Here is a 16,706-nt window from a genome sequence, read left to right as displayed (position 1 = left end):
CCCCGCCCGCCGGGACGCCGGCCGCCGGGACGCCGGCCGCCGGGACGCCGGCCGCAAGATCGCCGCCCCCACCGGCACCGAGCGCAGCTGCAAGAGCTGGCTCACCGAGGCCCCGCTGCGCATGCTGATGAACAACCTGCACCCCGACGTGGCCGAGCGCCCCGAGGACCTGGTGGTGTATGGCGGCATCGGCCGTGCCGCCCGCGACTGGGAGTGCTACGACAAGATCGTCGAGACCCTGCAGCGTCTGGAGGATACCCAGACCCTGCTGGTGCAGTCCGGCAAGCCGGTGGGCGTCTTCGAGACCCACAAGGATGCCCCGCGCGTGCTGATCGCCAACTCCAACCTGGTGCCGGCCTGGGCCAACTGGGAGCACTTCAACGAGCTGGATCGCAAGGGCCTGATGATGTACGGCCAGATGACCGCCGGCTCGTGGATCTATATCGGCTCCCAGGGCATCGTGCAGGGTACCTACGAGACCTTCGTGGAGGCCGGGCGCCAGCACTACGGCGGCGAGCTCTCCGGCCGCTGGATCCTGACCGCCGGCCTCGGCGGCATGGGCGGTGCCCAACCGCTGGCCGCCACCCTGGCCGGTGCCTGCTCCCTCAACATCGAATGCCAGCAGACCAGCATCGATTTCCGCCTGCGCACTCGCTACCTGGACGAGCAGGCCGACGACCTCGACGACGCCCTGGCTCGCATCGAGCGCTACACCGCCGAGGGCAAGGCGATCTCCATCGGCCTGTGCGCCAACGCTGCCGACGTGTTGCCCGAGTTGGTCGAACGTGGTGTTCGCCCCGATATGGTCACCGACCAGACCAGCGCTCACGACCCCCTGCATGGCTACCTGCCCTCCGGCTGGACCTGGGAGGAGTACGTGGCACGTGGCAAGACCGAGCCCGAGGCGACCGTCAAGGCAGCGAAGCAGTCCATGGCCGTGCATGTCCAGGCCATGCTCGACTTTCAGAAGATGGGCGTGCCCACCTTCGACTACGGCAACAACATCCGCCAGATGGCGAAGGAAGAGGGTGTCGAGAATGCCTTCGACTTCCCCGGCTTCGTGCCGGCCTATATCCGCCCGCTGTTCTGCCAGGGCATCGGCCCGTTTCGCTGGGCGGCGCTCTCCGGCGACCCGGAGGACATCTACAGGACCGACCAGAAGGTCAAGGAGCTGATCCCGGACGACCCGCACCTGCACAACTGGCTCGACATGGCCCGCGAGCGCATCAGCTTCCAGGGCCTGCCGGCGCGCATCTGCTGGGTGGGTCTCAAGGACCGCGCCCGCCTGGGCCAGGCCTTCAACGAGATGGTCGCCAGCGGCGAACTCAAGGCGCCGGTCGTGATCGGCCGCGATCACCTGGACTCCGGCTCGGTGGCCAGCCCCAACCGCGAGACCGAGGCGATGATGGACGGGAGCGATGCCGTCTCAGACTGGCCGCTGCTCAACGCCCTGCTCAACACCGCCGGCGGCGCCACCTGGGTGTCGCTGCACCACGGCGGCGGCGTGGGCATGGGCTACTCCCAGCACGCAGGGGTGGTGATCGTCGCCGACGGCAGCGACGACGCCCATGCCCGACTGGGCCGGGTGCTGCGCAACGACCCGGGCACCGGGGTGATGCGTCATGCCGATGCCGGCTACGAGATCGCCAAGGAATGCGCCCGTGAAAACGGCCTCGATCTGCCGATGCTGAACCACTGACAGGAGACGTCCCGATGCCCCATCTCGAAATTCAGCCCGGCAAGATGACCCTGGCGCAGGCGCGCCAGGTCTTCCAGGAGTCCGTCAGCGTCAGCTTGCCGAACAGTGCCGATGCCGAAATCGGCAAGTCCGTGGAGTGCGTCAATCGCGTGATCGCCGAGAACCGCACCGTCTACGGCATCAACACCGGCTTCGGGCTGCTGGCCCAGACCCGTATCGCCAACGAGGACCTCGAAGCACTGCAGCGCTCCCTGGTGCTGTCGCATGCCACCGGCGTCGGTGCGGCCCTGGATGACAGCCTGGTGCGGCTGATCATGGTGCTCAAGGTCAACAGCCTGGCGCGCGGATTCTCCGGCATCCGCCGCAAGGTGCTCGACGCCCTGGCTGCACTCATCAATGCCGAGGTCTACCCGCATATCCCGGTCAAGGGATCCGTCGGGGCGTCAGGGGATCTCGCCCCCTTGGCGCATATGAGCGTGGTTCTGCTGGGTGAAGGCAAGGCGCGGTATCAGGGCGAGTGGGTCTCGGCTCGAGACGCCCTCGAGATCGCCGGACTCGCACCGATGGAGCTGGCTCCCAAGGAGGGTCTGGCCCTGCTCAACGGCACCCAGGTCTCCACCGCCTATGCCCTGCGCGGCCTGTTCGACGCCGAGGACCTGTTCGCGGCGGCCACGGTGTGCGGGTCATTGACCGTGGAGGCTACCCTGGGCTCACGCTCGCCCTTCGACGCCCGGATCCATGAGGCGCGCGGCCAGCGCGGTCAGATCGATGCCGCTGCAGCCTATCGCCACCTGCTGGGGGAGGGCAGCGCCATCGGTGACTCCCACGCCGACTGCGACAAGGTACAGGACCCCTACTCGCTGCGTTGCCAACCCCAGGTGATGGGTGCCGTCCTGACCCAGATCCGTCAGGTGGCCGAGGTGCTGGCGGTGGAGATCAATGCGGTGTCGGACAACCCGCTGGTGTTTGCTGATGACGATGACATCATCTCCGGCGGCAACTTCCACGCCGAGCCCGTGGCCATGGCCGCCGACAACCTGGCGCTGGCCATCGCCGAGACAGGCTCGCTCGCCGAGCGACGTATCTCGCTGATGATGGACAAGCACATGTCCCAGCTGCCGCCCTTCCTGGTGGAGAACGGCGGCGTCAACTCGGGCTTCATGATCGCTCAGGTCACCGCGGCGGCACTCGCCAGCGAGAACAAGGCGCTGGCTCATCCTCACAGCGTCGACAGTCTGCCGACCTCGGCCAACCAGGAGGATCATGTCTCCATGGCACCGGCCGCCGGCAAGCGGCTCTGGGAAATGGCCGACAACGTGCGTGGCATTCTGGCCATCGAGTGGCTGGGTGCCTGCCAGGGGCTCGACATGCGCCACGGCCTGAAGAGCACCGACTCGCTGGAGCAGGCCAGGCAGCTGCTGCGCGACCGGGTCAGCCACTACGAGCAGGACCGCTTCTTTGCACCGGACATCGAAGCCGCCAGCGACCTGCTCGCTGCCCGGGCTCTGAGCCCTCTGGCTCGCCCCGGCACGCTGCCCAGCCAGGGCTGAGCGCTAGCAGGATGGCATTGTTGACCACCACCCCGATCAGCAGGATACCCCCGATCAGCACCGGCGCCGAGACCGGGGTGCCGGTGGCCCACAGCACGCCGACCACGCCGAGCAGTGAGAGCGGGGCGGCGCTGAGGATCACCAGGGGGTTGCTGAGCCGCTCGTACTGCACCGCCAGCACCACTAACACCAGTAAGAACGCCAGGCCGATCACCAGGCGCATTTCCTGGCGGGTCTCCTGCAGGGTCTCCCACTGACCGCCGAGCAGCACGCTGATCTCGTCGGCCAGGTCGAGCCCGGCCAGGCGTGCCTCTACCTCGCCCATGATGGTGCCCACATCGGCCAGCTCGGTGTTGAAGTCGCCGTTGACCCGCACCACCCGGCTCTGGTTCTCACGCTCGATATGCGCCGGCCCCTCGCCCAGGGAGAAGCGGGCCACCTCGCTGAGCTGTACCGGCACGCCGTTGTCGCGGGGCAGCAGCAGCCCGCCCAGGGCATCCGGGTTCTTCACCGCCTCGCTGGGCAGCCTCACGCGGATATCATATTCGTGGTTGGCGGTCATGAAGCGGGTGGGTACGGCGCCGTCCATGGCATCGCGGATCGCCTGGCCCACCTCCGAGACCCGCAGCCCCAGGTCGGCGGCGCGCTCACGGTCCACCTGGACACGCATCAGCGGGCTCTGTTCCTCGCGGCCCACCGCGTCGGTCTCGCCCGGGGGCGTGCCCGGCGGCAGCCAGACGTTGATGGCGATGTTGCCGTCGCCCACCACTGGCAGGAACTCGCTGCCCAGCCGCAGCACCCTGGGCAGCGCGCCGCCGAGCAGGGCGGCGCTGGCCACCGAATGGATCGCGCCGCGGATGAAGAAGGCCGGGTCGCCCACCGCCTGGTAGCGGATATCCTCGGGGATGAACCCCGAGCGCTCGTGCTGGCGCAGGCGCGCATTGACGGCGTCCACCACCTCCACGGTGTTGGCCTGGGGCAGCTTGAACACCGCGACCTGGGCCGCGGGGCTGCGGTCTCGGAGCGCACGCTGGAGCTGAAGCCGGCCTGCCAGATCGGGTCCTGGGCCGGGTCGAACTTGTAGAGCCGCGGCGGCTCGATGCCGTCGGGCAGCTGGGTACGCGCCAGCTCCAGGTAGCGGGCGGCATCCTGCAGGGCCAGGTCCAGGTTGGTGCCGTACTCGAAGCGCAGGTTGACGTTGGTGCGTCCCTGGGAGGCGCGGCTGTCGATGGCCACCAGGTTCTCCACCGCCGCCAGGTTGCGCTCCAGGACCCGGGTGACCTGCTGCTCCACCACCCCGCGGCGATCGGCGTGCTGCGGGGGACGCTGTCAGCCTCATCGGCGGCCTCGGCACCGCTGAACGGGCGCTCGGCATCGCCACAGCCGGCCAACAGCAGAGCAGTGGCCAGCAGCAGGGTCGCCGGCAGAGCGCCAGGCCCCCTGCGAAGGCCAGCAAAAACGGGGCAGGCAGGTAAGAATAGGCACAGCTTACCAAGTGTGGCGCCCTCCCAATACGCTTGCCCGGCAAGCGTATTGGGAGGGCCTTGAACCTAAAAAGACGAAGCCTGTGTCAGGCCTCCGTGACCACCAGGCGAGGACCCGCGACCTGGTCGGGAGCCGTTGCCTGCCGGACAAGCTGGGCACTGATCTGTCTGGCGATATCGCGATAGATCCCGGCAATGTCCCCATCGGGGTCGGCGGTCACCGTGGGGTGGCCGCCATCGGTCTCCTCGCGGATACGCATATCCAGGGGGAGGGCGCCTAGCAGTTTCACGCCATACTCCTCTGCCATGCGGCGCCCACCGCCGTGGCCGAAGATGGGTTCCTCATGGCCACACTCGCTGCAGATATGGATGCTCATGTTCTCGACTAGCCCCAGCACTGGCACATTGACCTTCTCGAACATGCGCAGTCCCTTGCGAGCATCCAACAGGGCGATGTCCTGAGGGGTGGTAACGATGACGGCACCGCTGATGGGAATCTGCTGGGCCAGCGTCATGGGGATATCGCCGGTACCCGGTGGCAGGTCGACGATCAGGTAGTCCAGGTCACGCCAGTTGGTCTCGGTCAGCAACTGGGTCAGGGCGCGAGTCACCATAGGTCCTCGCCAGATCACAGGCGAGTCCTCTTCCACTAGCAAGCCGATGGACATGGCCTGCAGGCCATGTGCCTCCATGGGCTCCATGCGCTTTCCATCGGGTGTTTCTGGCTTTCCTTTGATGCCCAGCATATGCGGTTGGCTGGGGCCATAGATATCCGCATCCAGAATCCCGGCACTGGCCCCCTCGGCGGCCAGTGCCAGGGCCAGGTTGACCGAGGTGGTGGATTTACCGACACCACCCTTCCCTGAGGCCACGACGAGGATGTTCTTGATGCCGGGGAGTGGCGAGTGATCCCCCTGGGGGGCGCTGGCCTCGATACGGGAGCTCACCGCGATATCGACCTTTCGGCAAGGGGTTGTCTCTTCGATGATCCCCGATAGCGCTTTCGCGCAGTCGGCATGATGACCCGATGCGGCATAGGGGAGTACCACCCGAACCTCAATACGATCCTGGTCGACCGATATCTCCTTTACGGCCCCGGCCGAGACAAGGTCCTGACCAAGGTAAGGATCGACCCAAGTTCTGATAAGTTTTTCGATGATTTCAATGGTGACGTCTTTCATTTCATTCTCCTGTGTTTGCAAGTTGATTCTAACGTTTATTTTCGAGAAAAAGCCAGAGTTTCGAGGTTATATCAGCTTGTAATAGTTGTCCTGTTCCTCCCCGAAAGAATTGCGCCAGGATGATGCAGATTTTCTGTTTTCCGCACCAGGCACGGGCATTCAAGAGAGTGGGTTTAACTTTTCTGTTCGACGAGTGGGAATGGTAAAGTCAATTAATAACAGTGTATTGAGATCTTTCAAGAATAGTTTGGCATGGGTCGTGCAGCTATTGCAGCTGTGGGGTGAAGGTAATGACTGGATAGTACAAGTGCACTTAACAGCAAGGTAACTAGATATGAGATACAGTAGAAAAATGTTTGCGGGCTGTCTTTTCAGCTCGATGGCTTTGGCTGGTGGTGTCGTTTCGGCGGATGAGATACGAGTCGGAATCGGCCATCAAAGCATGGTGACCAATACGGTGTCCGGCGGCATCGTTCTCGAGAAGCTTGGGCTGATAGAAAAACACCTTCCGACCGATGGCGATTATGCCAATGTCGAATACAACATCGTATTTCGTGACTATGACTCTGGGCCACCCATTACCAACCAGATGCTGGCCGGCAACCTTGAGTTCGGCGTGATGGGGGATTACCCCTTGATCGTCAATGGTTCCCGCTTCCAGGATACCGGGCGTGTAGAGACACGCTTCATTGCCATCACCGGCTACAACTATCAGGGCACGGGGAATGGCATCGTGGTGCCGGTGGCGTCCCCGGTGCATTCGCTGGACGACCTGGCGGGCAAGCGAATCTCTACCCCGGTGGGTAGTGCGGCCTGGGGCATGACGCTCAAGGCGCTGCGCGATGCGGGGCTGGACGGTGATATCGACATCATCGACCAGAGCCCCCCGGTAGGCGTGGCCAATATCGCCGGTAACCGAATCGATGCTCATGCCGATTTCGGGCCCTGGTCCGAGGTGATGGAGTTTCGTGGAACCGGTCGCAAGATTTTCGATGGCAGCGAGGCGCAGGTACCGACCTTCCATGGCATCGTGGTGCGTGAGGATTATGCCGAGAAATACCCTGAGGTCGTCGAGGCCGTACTGAAGGCGACCCTGGAGGCCCAGAAATGGATCGATGAGGACCCCATGCGGGCCGCGACCGAGCTGGCCGAATGGACCGGAGTGGCCAAGGAGGTCCTCTACCTTTATCTGAGTGATGGAGGCATCACCACCATGGATGCCTCCATCAAGACCGCCTGGGTGGAGGCGCTGGAGTATGATCACCAGCTTCTACAGAATGAAATGAACATTCCCGACCTGGATTTCGGGGCCTGGGTGGATGATCAGTATATCCGTATGGCTTACGAGGCGATGGGTCTCGACTATGAGAAGGCCCTGGACGTCATGGTGACTCCAGTCGCCAATGACCCTGCTCTCAGTCCGGCCAAGATTTGGTTTGCCGATGAAGGGATAGTTGAGTTCGATAGCCTGGCCGAGATGGTGGCAGCTTATCGAGAAGCCGAGGAAGCGGGACGTGAGATCAATGCCAGCTATGTCTACGATCACGGCACGGGCATGAAGATGTTCGGCAAGGCGGCCTTCTTCGCCGAGACCGGAGATGGGGAAATGGCGGCCTTCATGAAGCTTGCCGACTCACTCTCCCATATCGATGAGCATGGTGGCCAGGTGGTGGCGATATCCGACCATGTCGGCGAGGCGATTGCTATGGCCGACTGACCTCACCATAAGCCACAACGTGGCCAGGGTGGCACCCTAGCGCGGGGCGAGAATTATTCTCTCTTGCCTCGCGCTTTTCGTTTTTTTTGAGCAGTAGAAAAAGGGATGAAACTTGTACTACTTGTTATCGATATAGTTTGATTTTTCGAAAAATAATTGTCGATTTTAGTGCGTTGGTTATGGGTGTTGCACCAATGATGATCGCTAAGATTGGCAGGGGATAGCTGGGTGATAGGGTCGCTGGCTTCATATGGGTTTATAAAACATAAGGATAGGAGGAAGGATCGGGTATCTGGCACGGCATGTGCAGGTATATAGAAAATGGATATGACCTGATAGTACAGGATGGCCCTTCAAGGTAGCGGGACCACGAGGCATCAGGGGCCGATAACCTAAAGCAATATGGAACCGGAAGGTTCCCACTAGTAGGAGATGACCCGATGAGTGTGAAACCAACGTCATTCCAGCCAGCGCCCGAGGCTGTGCTATCTCATTCCGAAGATGATGTCTCCCCTGTGTCAAATTCTGATGATAAGTCCGGCGCAGTAGCGGTGCCTGCCAGAGTTTCAGTGTCGCGATTTCCCACCAACTGGGATCGTTACCTCGTGCGCCTTGCGGCACTGGTCGTGGCTGTCTTGGCCTGGCATTTGGTCTCCGTCAACGAGGTGAACTTCTTCCTGCGTTTCGAAAATATCCCCAACCCGCTGGTCGTCGGCGGTGAATTCATCAACCAGTTGAGTAGCCAGTCCTTCTATTTGCACATCCTGCACAGCATGCAGCGCATTGCTATTGCCTATGGTCTAGCCGTTGTAATCGGGATCTCGCTCGGAATCTTGATGGGCAGATCCCGCTTTGCCGAGGATGTGATTCTTCCCTATATCGAGATACTGAGGCCCATTCCCGCGGTTGCCTGGATTCCCTTGGCGATCCTGATGATGCCAAGCGAGACAGCCAGTATCGTCTTCATTACCTTCCTTGGTGCACTCTTCCCTATCGTTCTCAATACCGTTCACGGGGTCGAGCAAACATCAAAGGTCCTGGTTAGGGCAGCACGTAGCCTGGGTGCCAGCAATATGGCTATCCTCCGGCATGTGGTACTGCCGGGTGCTTTGCCGAGCATCGTGGCAGGCCTGGCCATTGGTATGGGGGTGGCGTGGTTCTCGCTGCTGGCAGGGGAGATTATAAGTGGCCAATACGGCATCGGCTATTTCACCTGGTCTGCCTACACCCTCGTTGAATACCCAAAAATTATCATCGGCATGTTGGTGATCGGTGCCCTTGGTTCGCTATGCACTCTACTGGTTCGCAAGGGTTGTTCTCCACTCCTTCGCTGGCAAAAGGAAGGTGCTAGAGCTTGAGCCATTGATAGCAATGTTTCGAAATATGCAACAGTTTCAGGAGCGGACCATGAACATGGTAGCCACCCAGGATGACAGGGCAGTGTTGGATAAAAAGCATCGGTTTCTTCCACAAGATGCATCAGGAAAAGGGCATATCAGCTTGCGGAATGTGGATATTGTCTTCGATACTAAAAGTGGCCCTAATGTGGCAGTGTCGGGAGCCAGTCTTGAAATTCTCCCAGGCGAGTTTATCTGCCTTCTAGGACCGTCAGGGTGCGGTAAGTCGACGCTGATGAACTCAGTGGCGGGTTTCGTCAAGCCTCGCAGTGGAGAGTTGCTTCTGGATGGTGAGTCGGTAAGGGGGCCTGGTCCAGACCGTGGTATGGTCTTCCAGCAGCACTCACTTTTCCCATGGAAAAGTGTCAAGGATAATGTCGCTTTCGGCCCCTTGATGTCTGGTGTTGGAAATCGGGAGGCAGAGAGTTTAGCGCGCACCTTTCTCTCTCTGGTGGGGTTGTCACGTTATGCTGATGCCTATCCCGCCACTCTCTCCGGAGGTATGCAGCAGCGAGTCGGTATTGCTCGGGCCCTGGCCAACTATCCCCGTGTACTACTGATGGATGAGCCTTTTGGGGCCCTGGATGCACAGACTCGCACCATGATGCAGGAAAATCTTCTGGAGATATGGAGTGAGTTCAAGAACACCGTGCTGTTTGTTACTCATGATATCGACGAGGCTGTCTTCCTTTCCGATCGCATCGTGGTGATGAGTGCCAGCCCCGGGCGCATCATCGCCGATATTCGTGTCAAGTTGGCGCGTCCCCGCCATGCGGACCTGCTAACCAGTTCCGATTTCATGGAGATCAAGCGCGAGTGTCTGGCGTTGATACGCAAGGAAACCCTGCGCGCCTTCGAACAGCAGAATTAGAAGTATTTGATGGAGCGGTCTGGTCAGGCCGAGCCAGAGATCCGTTAAATCGTCATGACATGTCATGATAAGTCGAGGTGGCCATGAAAAGCCCCGAACTCAAGTTGCAGCCTGGCGAGTCGCCCCAGCCGCTTTATGTGCAGATACGCAGTGCTCTTCGCCGACAGATTCTCGAGGGTAGCTACACCCCACATGAGAGGCTTCCATCGGAGACCTCTCTGATGAAGACCTTCGGTGTAAGTCGCATAACCATTCGCCAGGCACTGCGCGACCTACATAATGAAGGGCTCGTGTTCAGTGCCCAAGGGAAGGGAACCTTCGTCAGTAAGCCAAAAGCGGTACAGAACGTTCAACGTTTACAAGGTTTTGGCGAGGCCATGTCTGCTCAAGGCTATGAGGCTACTGCCAGGTTGCTCTCTATCCAGGAGTGCCGCGCCCCTAAGATTGTGGCCGCTTCCCTGCAGCTTATCCCCGGTGAAGAGCTGGTGGAAATAAAGCGCGTCCGCTATCTAAATCGTGATCCAGTATCCATCGAGAATAGCTACTTTCCTGTGGATATTGGCCGTCGCTTTTTTGGCCAAGATCTTTCCGGGGATATTTTTCCAATGTTGGAGAATAACTTCGGCATTCCCCTCGGGACGGCGGATATCGCCATCGACTCGACACTGGCCGATGAGGAGTGCCAGTACCATCTCAACCTGAAGATTGGTGAACCCGTGCTACGCGTCGAGCGCCTGACCCATGACGCTTCGGGCCGACCGGTTGACTTCGAATACCTCTGTTTCAGGGGTGACGCTTTCAAGTATCAGTTCTGTGTGGAACGGAAATCGGAGGAATCATGAACGTGAACGACATCCCTGTCATTGATACAGATGTGCTGGTAATCGGCGGTGGCACAGCCGGCCCGATGGCTGCCGTGACCGCCAAGGAGCAGAATCCTGAGCTCCGGGTGATCCTGCTGGAGAAGGCCAACGTCAAGCGCAGCGGTGCCATTTCCATGGGTATGGATGGCCTCAACAACGCTATCGTGCCGGGTCATGCCACCCCGGAGCAATACGTCAAGGAAATCACCATCGCCAATGATGGCATCGTCCATCAGCCGGCCCTGATGGCCTATGCCCAGCGTTCCTTCTCGATGATCGAGAAGCTTGACTCTTGGGGGGTGCATTTCCAGAAGGACGAGACGGGTGACTACGATATGAAGAAGGTCCACCACCTCGGCACCTATGTGCTGCCGATGCCGGAGGGCCACAACGTCAAGAAGATCCTCTATCGTCGCCTGCGTCGCAACCGTGTGGAGATCGAGAATCGCTTCCAGGCCACCCGCCTGCTTAAGGATCCCGACGGCAACATCGCCGGCATGATCGGGGTCAACACCCGCACTGCCGAGCCCATCATCATCCGCGCCAAGTCGGTGATCATGGCCACCGGAGCCGCCGGTCGCATCGGCCTGCCCACCTCGGGTTATCTGTTCGGTACCTACGAGAATCCATCCAACAATGGTGATGGCCACGCCATGGCTTATCACGTCGGCGCCGACCTGGTTAATCTGGAGTGTTTCCAGATCAATCCGCTGCTCAAGGACTACAACGGTCCGGCCTGTGCCTATGTGACCGGTCCCTTGGGCGGCTTCACCTCCAACGCTTATGGTGAACGCTTTATAGAGTGCGATTACTGGTCGGGTCAGATGATGCTCGAGTTCTTCAAGGAGCTCGAGGGTGGCAACGGTCCGGTGTTCCTGAAGCTAGACCATCTGGCCGAGGAGACCATCCAGGAGATCGAGACGGTACTGCACACCAATGAGCGGCCCTCCCGGGGCCGATTCCACGACGGTCGCCACACCGACTACCGCAGCCGCATGGTGGAAATGCATATTTCCGAGATCGGTTTCTGCTCCGGCCATTCCGCGTCGGGCGTGTGGGTCGACGAGACGGGGGCTACCACGGTGCCAGGCCTGTATGGCGCTGGTGACATGGCCTCAGTGGCGCACTCCTACATGCTTGGTGCCTTTGTTTATGGCCAAATTTGTGGTGAAAGTGCCGCGGTTTTCGCCGCCAAGCGTGGTGAGCCACAGCTCGATGAAGCCTATATCACCGAGGAGCTCAAGCGCATCCGGGCGCCACTCCTGCGCGAGGACGGTATTCCTCCTGCCCAGATGGAGTACAAGGTGCGACGTCTGGTCAATGACTACCTTCAGCCGCCTAAGGTGACTCGCAAGATGGAGATCGGTCTGGAGCGCATCCTCGCCGTCCGCGAGGACGTGCCTAACCTTTGTGCCGCCGACCCCCACGAGCTGCTGCGGGCCATGGAAGTGCAGTCAATCATCGACTGTGCCGAGATGGCGGCCCGGGCTTCCCTCTATCGCACCGAGTCCCGCTGGGGGCTCTATCACTACCGTGTCGACCATCCCGAGCAGAACGATCAGGACTGGTTCTGCCACAGCCGCCTCTACAAAGACGAGAACGGCAACATGGCTAGTGGTACCCGACCGGTGGCCCCCTACATCGTCGATCTGGGCGAAGAAAAAGACGCCTACCAGAAGCTTCGCGTCGAGAAGACCGCCAGCGCCTGAGCGCCGTTCCGACAACCTGCCAGGAGAAATCCGATGCCAACCGCCAATCAACGTACCACCGTCCCGGTCCTCGTCGACGAGGAGAAATGCATTGCCGACAAGGGCTGCACTGTCTGCATCGATGTCTGCCCCCTGGACGTGCTGTGGATCAATCCCGACACCGGAAAGGCACACATGAAGTATGACGAATGCTGGTACTGCATGCCCTGCGAGGCCGACTGCCCTACCGGTGCCGTCACCGTCGATATTCCCTATCTGCTGCGCTGAGGTGAAAGATGACCCATTACGCTGACCCCGAACTTCAGGCGCTGGCTGAGCGACTCGATTCCGACGACCCGGGCATTCGCCGCGTGGCGGTACTGGGGCTGGTTGATTCCGGCGAGCCGGAAGCCGCCGAGCTACTGGTGCGTGCCCTCAAGGATCCCGATGCCACGGTGCGACAGGAGGCGGCCAAGGTCGTAGACGAATTCGATGCCCAGGATATCGCCGACTCACTGATCGCCGCGCTCAGCGACAGTGATGAGGTGGTACGCAATGGCGCCGCCCATGCCCTGGCTGATCTCAAGGATCCCAGTGCTGCACCGCCACTGCTGTCCGCCCTGGAAGGCAGCTCCGACCCCTTTGTGGTGGCCGGCATCTTGCGTGCGCTCAAGCCATTGCGTGTCCGTGCAGCCCAGGCCCCGGCGCTGGCCCGCCTGGCGGATGCCGATCCCCGGGTGCGGCGTGAGGCGGTGGCGGTGCTTGGCTGGCTCAAGGCCGAGGACAACCTGTCGGCGCTTATCGAGCGTGCCAGGGACGATGGCGACGCCGAGGTCAGGCGAGCCGCCACCGGTACCCTGGTCTATGCGGCCCCGGAGCGGGTCGGCGACACCCTGATCGACCGGCTCGGCGATGCCCACTGGCAGGTGCGCTGCGAGGCGGCTACCGGCATCGGCAAGCTGAACTATCAGCCGGGCCTCGAGGCGCTGGTCAAGGCCAGTCGCGAGGCCACCTGGCAGGTGCGCGAGAAAGCCGCCGAGGCCCTGGGCAAGCTCGGCTCTACGGCGGCCATTCCCGCCCTGGGGGCCTGTGCCGAGGATCCGATGAGCAACCTGCGCAAGGCGGCTATCGGCGCCCTGGGGGCCATTGCCGCCCCCGGTTGCCAGCCCTATATCGCGATGGCCCTGGACGACCCGGATCCCGACGTTCGCAAGCTTGCTCGCTGGGCCCAGTCGAAACTCGACGCCGCCGCCTGAACCTGGCCGGACGGCGGCCGGGAAGCCGAGCCGCCGCCGGTGTGAGCCCTGGAGAGGAATCAAGCCATGACTTTTGTCGTGACCGAGAACTGTATTCGCTGCAAGTACACAGACTGTGTCGAGGTGTGCCCGGTGGACTGTTTCCATGAAGGGCCGAACTTCCTGGTCATCGATCCGGTGGGCTGTATCGACTGCTCGCTCTGTGTGCCGGAGTGTCCAGCAGATGCCATCGTCGCCGAAGACCAGCTGCCGCCGGACCAGGCGCACTTCCTTGAGCTCAATGCCGAGCTGGCCAAGGTATGGCCGGTCATCAGCGAGACTCGCACTCCTCTGGTAGAGGCCGATCACTGGGTCGATCGGAGTGAGAAGCTGCAGTACCTGGAGCGCTGATGCATGCGCCAACTTGTCATGACGAGTTGCCCGGTACGTTCCGCCGTCCTGGCCGTGGTGCTCGGCCTTAGCCTTGGTGACGGCGTGCGCCCCATGCTCGAGGTGTTGGCTGCGCCCCCCAGCGCCGAGGTGCCGGCCCTCTGCCTGCGCGACCACTTTCAGGGCGGTGGCCTGAGGGCGTCCTGAAACCGCCAAGGAGAACGACATGTCCGCAATGCCCGAGATCGTCCCGCCTCCCCGGGAGGTGCGCCTGAACCGCCGCGAGAAACAGCTGGAGTTGAGCTGGCCCGATGGTCACCGCAGCCGCATCAGCTGTCTGGACCTGCGCATGGCCTGTGCCTGCTCAAGCTGCAATCAGGCCCAGCGTCGCGGCCGGCTGACGCTCTACGACGTCGATATCACCATCGACAGGGTGGAGCTCTCCGGTGTCAGCGGTCTTCAGCTGTTCTTCTCTGATGGCCACAGCCGTGGGCTCTATCCCTGGGCTTATCTGCTCGAGCTGGGGGAGACCCTGACATGAACGGGCCCGTGCCGCTGGCGGCGTCACCCTCCTGGGAGGTGTTTAAGCGCCACTACCCTGGGGTGGCGCTGTGTGGCGTGCTGGCGTTGGCCGGAAGCTTCCTGGCCGAACACTATGAGGCGCCGGCGCTGCTGCTCGTCCTGCTGCTGGGCTTCGGTTTCTCCGGTCAGGCCGGGGAGGCGCGCCTCCAGCCCGGGGTCGGCTTCTGCGCGCGGAAGGTGTTGCGTCTGGGCATCGCCCTGCTCGGGGCACGCATTGGCCTTATGCAACTTCAGGAGGTGGGCATCCTGCCGTTGGTGGTTGTGTTGGTCAGTGTGCCGCTTACCCTGGGGTTGGCGATCTGGCTGGGACGACAGCTGAAGCTGCCTTCCATGCACAGCCTGGTGGCCGGCGCCGCCGTGGCCATCTGCGGAGTGTCGGCAGCGGTAGCCGTGGCCGCGGCGCTACCGCGGGGGAAATTGGAGGAGCACCGGTTGCTCGGCGTGGTGGTCTGTGTCACGGCACTCGGCACCCTGGCCATGCTGGCCTATACGCCGCTGGTCTCGCGACTCGGATTCAGCGAGGCCCAGATCGGCTTGTTCCTTGGCGCCACCATTCATGACGTGGCCCAGGCGGCCGGAGCCGGCTATCTGGTTTCCGGTGCGGCCGGTGATGTGGCAACCCTGACCAAGCTGTTGCGGGTGGCGCTGCTGGTGCCGCTGGTGCTTCTGATTGGCTGGTGGCTGCGTCGCGGGGAAGAGGGCGTCAAGGGTGACTTTCCTTGGTTCCTGCTCGGCTTTGTCTCCCTGTTCGCCCTTAACAGCTTGGAACTGCTCTCTCCCGCCATGCGCGAGACGCTGGTGAGTGTCTCCCAGTGGTGTCTGCTGGTCACCATGGCGGCGCTGGGTATGCGCACCTCGGTGGGGGAGCTTCTTGCCCAGGGCTGGCGGCCACTGCTGCTGCTGGTGCTGCTCAGTCTCGGCCTGGCGTTGACCGTGCTGGCGCTGATGATGTGGCTGCCGGGCTGATGACGATGCCCTGGTCACCTGGCTTCTATCGATAACCGATCATTCGACTCTGCATCCGTTGATGCATCAATCCTGGAGGGAATCATCATGGCGGCATTCGTCACTGCCAACGTGCTTAGCGTTCATCATTGGAACGACACCTTGTTCAGTTTCACGGCAACCCGCGACGCGACGCTGCGCTTCGAGAACGGCCACTTCGTGATGATCGGCTTGGAAGTGGAGGGTAAGCCACTGATGCGAGCCTACAGCATCGTCAGCGCCAATCATGACGACTACCTGGAATTTCTCAGCATCAAGGTACCCGACGGTCCCCTCACTTCGCGGTTGCAGTACCTCGAGACGGGAGACCAGATCATGGTGAGTCGCAAGCCTGTGGGTACCCTGGTCATTCATGATCTGCTGCCAGGCAAGAACCTCTATCTGCTCAGTACCGGCACTGGCCTGGCGCCCTTTATGAGCATCATCAAGGATCCCGAAGTCTACGAGCGCTTCGACAAGGTGGTGCTGGTGCACTGTGTGCGCTATGTCAGCGAACTGGCCTATCACGATCGTATTACTCAGGAGCTCCCCGAGCACGAACTCCTCGGCGAGGAGATCCGCGACAAGCTGATCTACTACCCCACCGTGACCCGCGAGCCGTTCCGCCATGAGGGCCGGATTACCACCTTGATAGAGAGCGGCAAGCTGTGCCGAGACATTGGCTTGCCGCCGCTAGATCGGGAGCGGGATCGGGTGATGCTGTGCGGTGGTCCGGCGATGCTGGATGAGCTCACCGCCATGCTTGACGACCTCGGTTTCCAGTCCAGTCCTCAGCAGGGGGAGCCCGGTGACTATGTCATCGAGCGGGCCTTCGTCGAAAAGTGATAGGGCGGGGGCGGGGGCTGGTGCCCCTGATCTCTCCCACTGCCGGCCGCTTCCATGGCGGCCAAGAGGAGGAGTAAGCGTTTATGAAGATAGTCGTCTCCATCAAGAGGGTTATCGATCACAATATCGAGGCGCGGGTCAAACCCGACCATAGCGGCGTGGAGCTCACCAACGTCAAGATGGCCATGAACCCCTTCTGCGAGATCGCCGTGGAAGAGG

General features: G+C 61.6%; 16 protein-coding genes and 2 pseudogenes. 15 read left to right on the top strand and 3 right to left on the bottom strand.

The genetic code is table 11. The features are described from left to right. Positions 1-58: 58 nt before the first annotated feature. Both hutU and hutH read left to right on the top strand, forming a co-directional pair. Entirely contained in the window at positions 59-1,699 is a 1,641-nt protein-coding gene (gene hutU, locus IBX53_RS10145) for a urocanate hydratase (protein ID WP_290908755.1), read from the top strand. 14 nt (positions 1,700-1,713) lie between these two features. Continuing rightward, positions 1,714-3,249: a histidine ammonia-lyase gene (gene hutH / locus IBX53_RS10140; RefSeq protein WP_290908752.1), complete on the top strand. Its 1,536-nt coding sequence runs from the start codon at positions 1,714-1,716 to the stop codon at positions 3,247-3,249. Here hutH and IBX53_RS10135 read toward each other — a convergent pair. From IBX53_RS10135 to apbC, 3 genes and pseudogenes are all read right to left on the bottom strand, one after another. Continuing rightward, the gene (locus tag IBX53_RS10135) at positions 3,131-4,303 is read right to left on the bottom strand and encodes an efflux RND transporter permease subunit (protein WP_367171555.1); all 1,173 of its coding nucleotides are present in this window, start codon (positions 4,301-4,303) and stop codon (positions 3,131-3,133) included. The genes hutH and IBX53_RS10135 overlap by 119 nt on opposite strands. Next, positions 4,292-4,542, bottom strand: a pseudogene (locus IBX53_RS16260) (efflux RND transporter permease subunit); the annotation flags it as partial. The pseudogene IBX53_RS16260 and the gene IBX53_RS10135, both read right to left, overlap by 12 nt. A 277-nt stretch (positions 4,543-4,819) precedes the next feature. Further along, on the bottom strand, positions 4,820-5,935 hold the full coding sequence (apbC, locus tag IBX53_RS10130) for an iron-sulfur cluster carrier protein ApbC (RefSeq protein WP_290908748.1): 1,116 nt from the start codon (positions 5,933-5,935) through the stop codon (positions 4,820-4,822). A 313-nt stretch (positions 5,936-6,248) separates the two neighbouring features. Here apbC and IBX53_RS10125 point away from each other — a divergent pair, with 313 nt between their 5' ends. The 13 genes and pseudogenes from IBX53_RS10125 to IBX53_RS10065 all read left to right on the top strand — a co-directional run. Next, positions 6,249-7,631 carry an ABC transporter substrate-binding protein gene (locus IBX53_RS10125; protein WP_290908746.1) on the top strand — a complete coding sequence of 461 codons (1,383 nt, stop codon included), beginning with the start codon at positions 6,249-6,251 and terminating at the stop codon, positions 7,629-7,631. 440 nt (positions 7,632-8,071) lie between these two features. Next, positions 8,072-8,989: an ABC transporter permease gene (locus IBX53_RS10120; RefSeq protein WP_290908744.1), complete on the top strand. Its 918-nt coding sequence runs from the start codon at positions 8,072-8,074 to the stop codon at positions 8,987-8,989. A gap of 49 nt (positions 8,990-9,038) precedes the next feature. Further along, positions 9,039-9,899, top strand: a complete 861-nt coding sequence (locus tag IBX53_RS10115) for an ABC transporter ATP-binding protein (protein ID WP_290908742.1) — start codon at positions 9,039-9,041, stop codon at positions 9,897-9,899. An 83-nt stretch (positions 9,900-9,982) separates the two neighbouring features. Then, positions 9,983-10,741: a GntR family transcriptional regulator gene (locus tag IBX53_RS10110; RefSeq protein ID WP_290908739.1), complete on the top strand. Its 759-nt coding sequence runs from the start codon at positions 9,983-9,985 to the stop codon at positions 10,739-10,741. Continuing rightward, positions 10,738-12,471 (top strand): fumarate reductase/succinate dehydrogenase flavoprotein subunit, encoded by a 1,734-nt coding sequence (locus IBX53_RS10105; protein WP_290908737.1) that lies wholly within the window; start codon positions 10,738-10,740, stop codon positions 12,469-12,471. The genes IBX53_RS10110 and IBX53_RS10105 overlap by 4 nt, the downstream gene beginning before the upstream one ends. 33 nt (positions 12,472-12,504) lie before the next feature. Further along, a complete protein-coding gene (locus tag IBX53_RS10100; RefSeq protein WP_290908735.1) occupies positions 12,505-12,738 on the top strand; it encodes a ferredoxin family protein in 234 nt (77 codons plus the stop codon). Positions 12,739-12,746: 8 nt separating this feature from the next. Further along, on the top strand, positions 12,747-13,706 hold the full coding sequence (locus tag IBX53_RS10095; protein ID WP_290908734.1) for a HEAT repeat domain-containing protein: 960 nt from the start codon (positions 12,747-12,749) through the stop codon (positions 13,704-13,706). A gap of 66 nt (positions 13,707-13,772) precedes the next feature. After that, positions 13,773-14,096 carry a ferredoxin FdxA gene (gene fdxA / locus IBX53_RS10090; protein WP_290908732.1) on the top strand — a complete coding sequence of 108 codons (324 nt, stop codon included), beginning with the start codon at positions 13,773-13,775 and terminating at the stop codon, positions 14,094-14,096. A 3-nt stretch (positions 14,097-14,099) separates the two neighbouring features. Continuing rightward, positions 14,100-14,282 (top strand): hypothetical protein, encoded by a 183-nt coding sequence (locus IBX53_RS10085; protein ID WP_290908730.1) that lies wholly within the window; start codon positions 14,100-14,102, stop codon positions 14,280-14,282. Between the two features lie 19 nt (positions 14,283-14,301). After that, entirely contained in the window at positions 14,302-14,616 is a 315-nt protein-coding gene (locus IBX53_RS10080; RefSeq protein WP_290908728.1) for a DUF971 domain-containing protein, read from the top strand. Next, positions 14,613-15,623, top strand: coding sequence for a putative sulfate exporter family transporter (locus tag IBX53_RS10075; protein ID WP_290908725.1), 1,011 nt, complete (start codon positions 14,613-14,615; stop codon positions 15,621-15,623). The genes IBX53_RS10080 and IBX53_RS10075 overlap by 4 nt, the downstream gene beginning before the upstream one ends. An 87-nt stretch (positions 15,624-15,710) precedes the next feature. Further along, positions 15,711-16,487: a ferredoxin--NADP reductase gene (locus tag IBX53_RS10070; protein WP_290908723.1), complete on the top strand. Its 777-nt coding sequence runs from the start codon at positions 15,711-15,713 to the stop codon at positions 16,485-16,487. Positions 16,488-16,570: 83 nt separating this feature from the next. After that, positions 16,571-16,706: pseudogene (locus tag IBX53_RS10065) on the top strand (electron transfer flavoprotein subunit beta/FixA family protein); the annotation flags it as partial.

Source organism: Halomonas sp., assembly GCF_014859505.1.
Lineage (GTDB): Bacteria > Pseudomonadota > Gammaproteobacteria > Pseudomonadales > Halomonadaceae > Halomonas.
The sequence above is the reverse complement of the archived record's forward strand: the minus strand, read 5'-3'. Positions and strand labels throughout refer to the sequence as shown.

Coding starts and splice junctions, on each gene's coding strand:
- hutH (WP_290908752.1), top strand. CDS start 1,714: ATGCCCCATCTCGAAATTCAGCCCGGCAAGATGACCCTGGCGCAGGCG.
- IBX53_RS10125 (WP_290908746.1), top strand. CDS start 6,249: ATGAGATACAGTAGAAAAATGTTTGCGGGCTGTCTTTTCAGCTCGATG.
- IBX53_RS10120 (WP_290908744.1), top strand. CDS start 8,072: ATGAGTGTGAAACCAACGTCATTCCAGCCAGCGCCCGAGGCTGTGCTA.
- IBX53_RS10115 (WP_290908742.1), top strand. CDS start 9,039: ATGAACATGGTAGCCACCCAGGATGACAGGGCAGTGTTGGATAAAAAG.
- IBX53_RS10110 (WP_290908739.1), top strand. CDS start 9,983: ATGAAAAGCCCCGAACTCAAGTTGCAGCCTGGCGAGTCGCCCCAGCCG.
- IBX53_RS10105 (WP_290908737.1), top strand. CDS start 10,738: ATGAACGTGAACGACATCCCTGTCATTGATACAGATGTGCTGGTAATC.
- IBX53_RS10100 (WP_290908735.1), top strand. CDS start 12,505: ATGCCAACCGCCAATCAACGTACCACCGTCCCGGTCCTCGTCGACGAG.
- IBX53_RS10095 (WP_290908734.1), top strand. CDS start 12,747: ATGACCCATTACGCTGACCCCGAACTTCAGGCGCTGGCTGAGCGACTC.
- fdxA (WP_290908732.1), top strand. CDS start 13,773: ATGACTTTTGTCGTGACCGAGAACTGTATTCGCTGCAAGTACACAGAC.
- IBX53_RS10085 (WP_290908730.1), top strand. CDS start 14,100: ATGCGCCAACTTGTCATGACGAGTTGCCCGGTACGTTCCGCCGTCCTG.
- IBX53_RS10080 (WP_290908728.1), top strand. CDS start 14,302: ATGTCCGCAATGCCCGAGATCGTCCCGCCTCCCCGGGAGGTGCGCCTG.
- IBX53_RS10075 (WP_290908725.1), top strand. CDS start 14,613: ATGAACGGGCCCGTGCCGCTGGCGGCGTCACCCTCCTGGGAGGTGTTT.
- IBX53_RS10070 (WP_290908723.1), top strand. CDS start 15,711: ATGGCGGCATTCGTCACTGCCAACGTGCTTAGCGTTCATCATTGGAAC.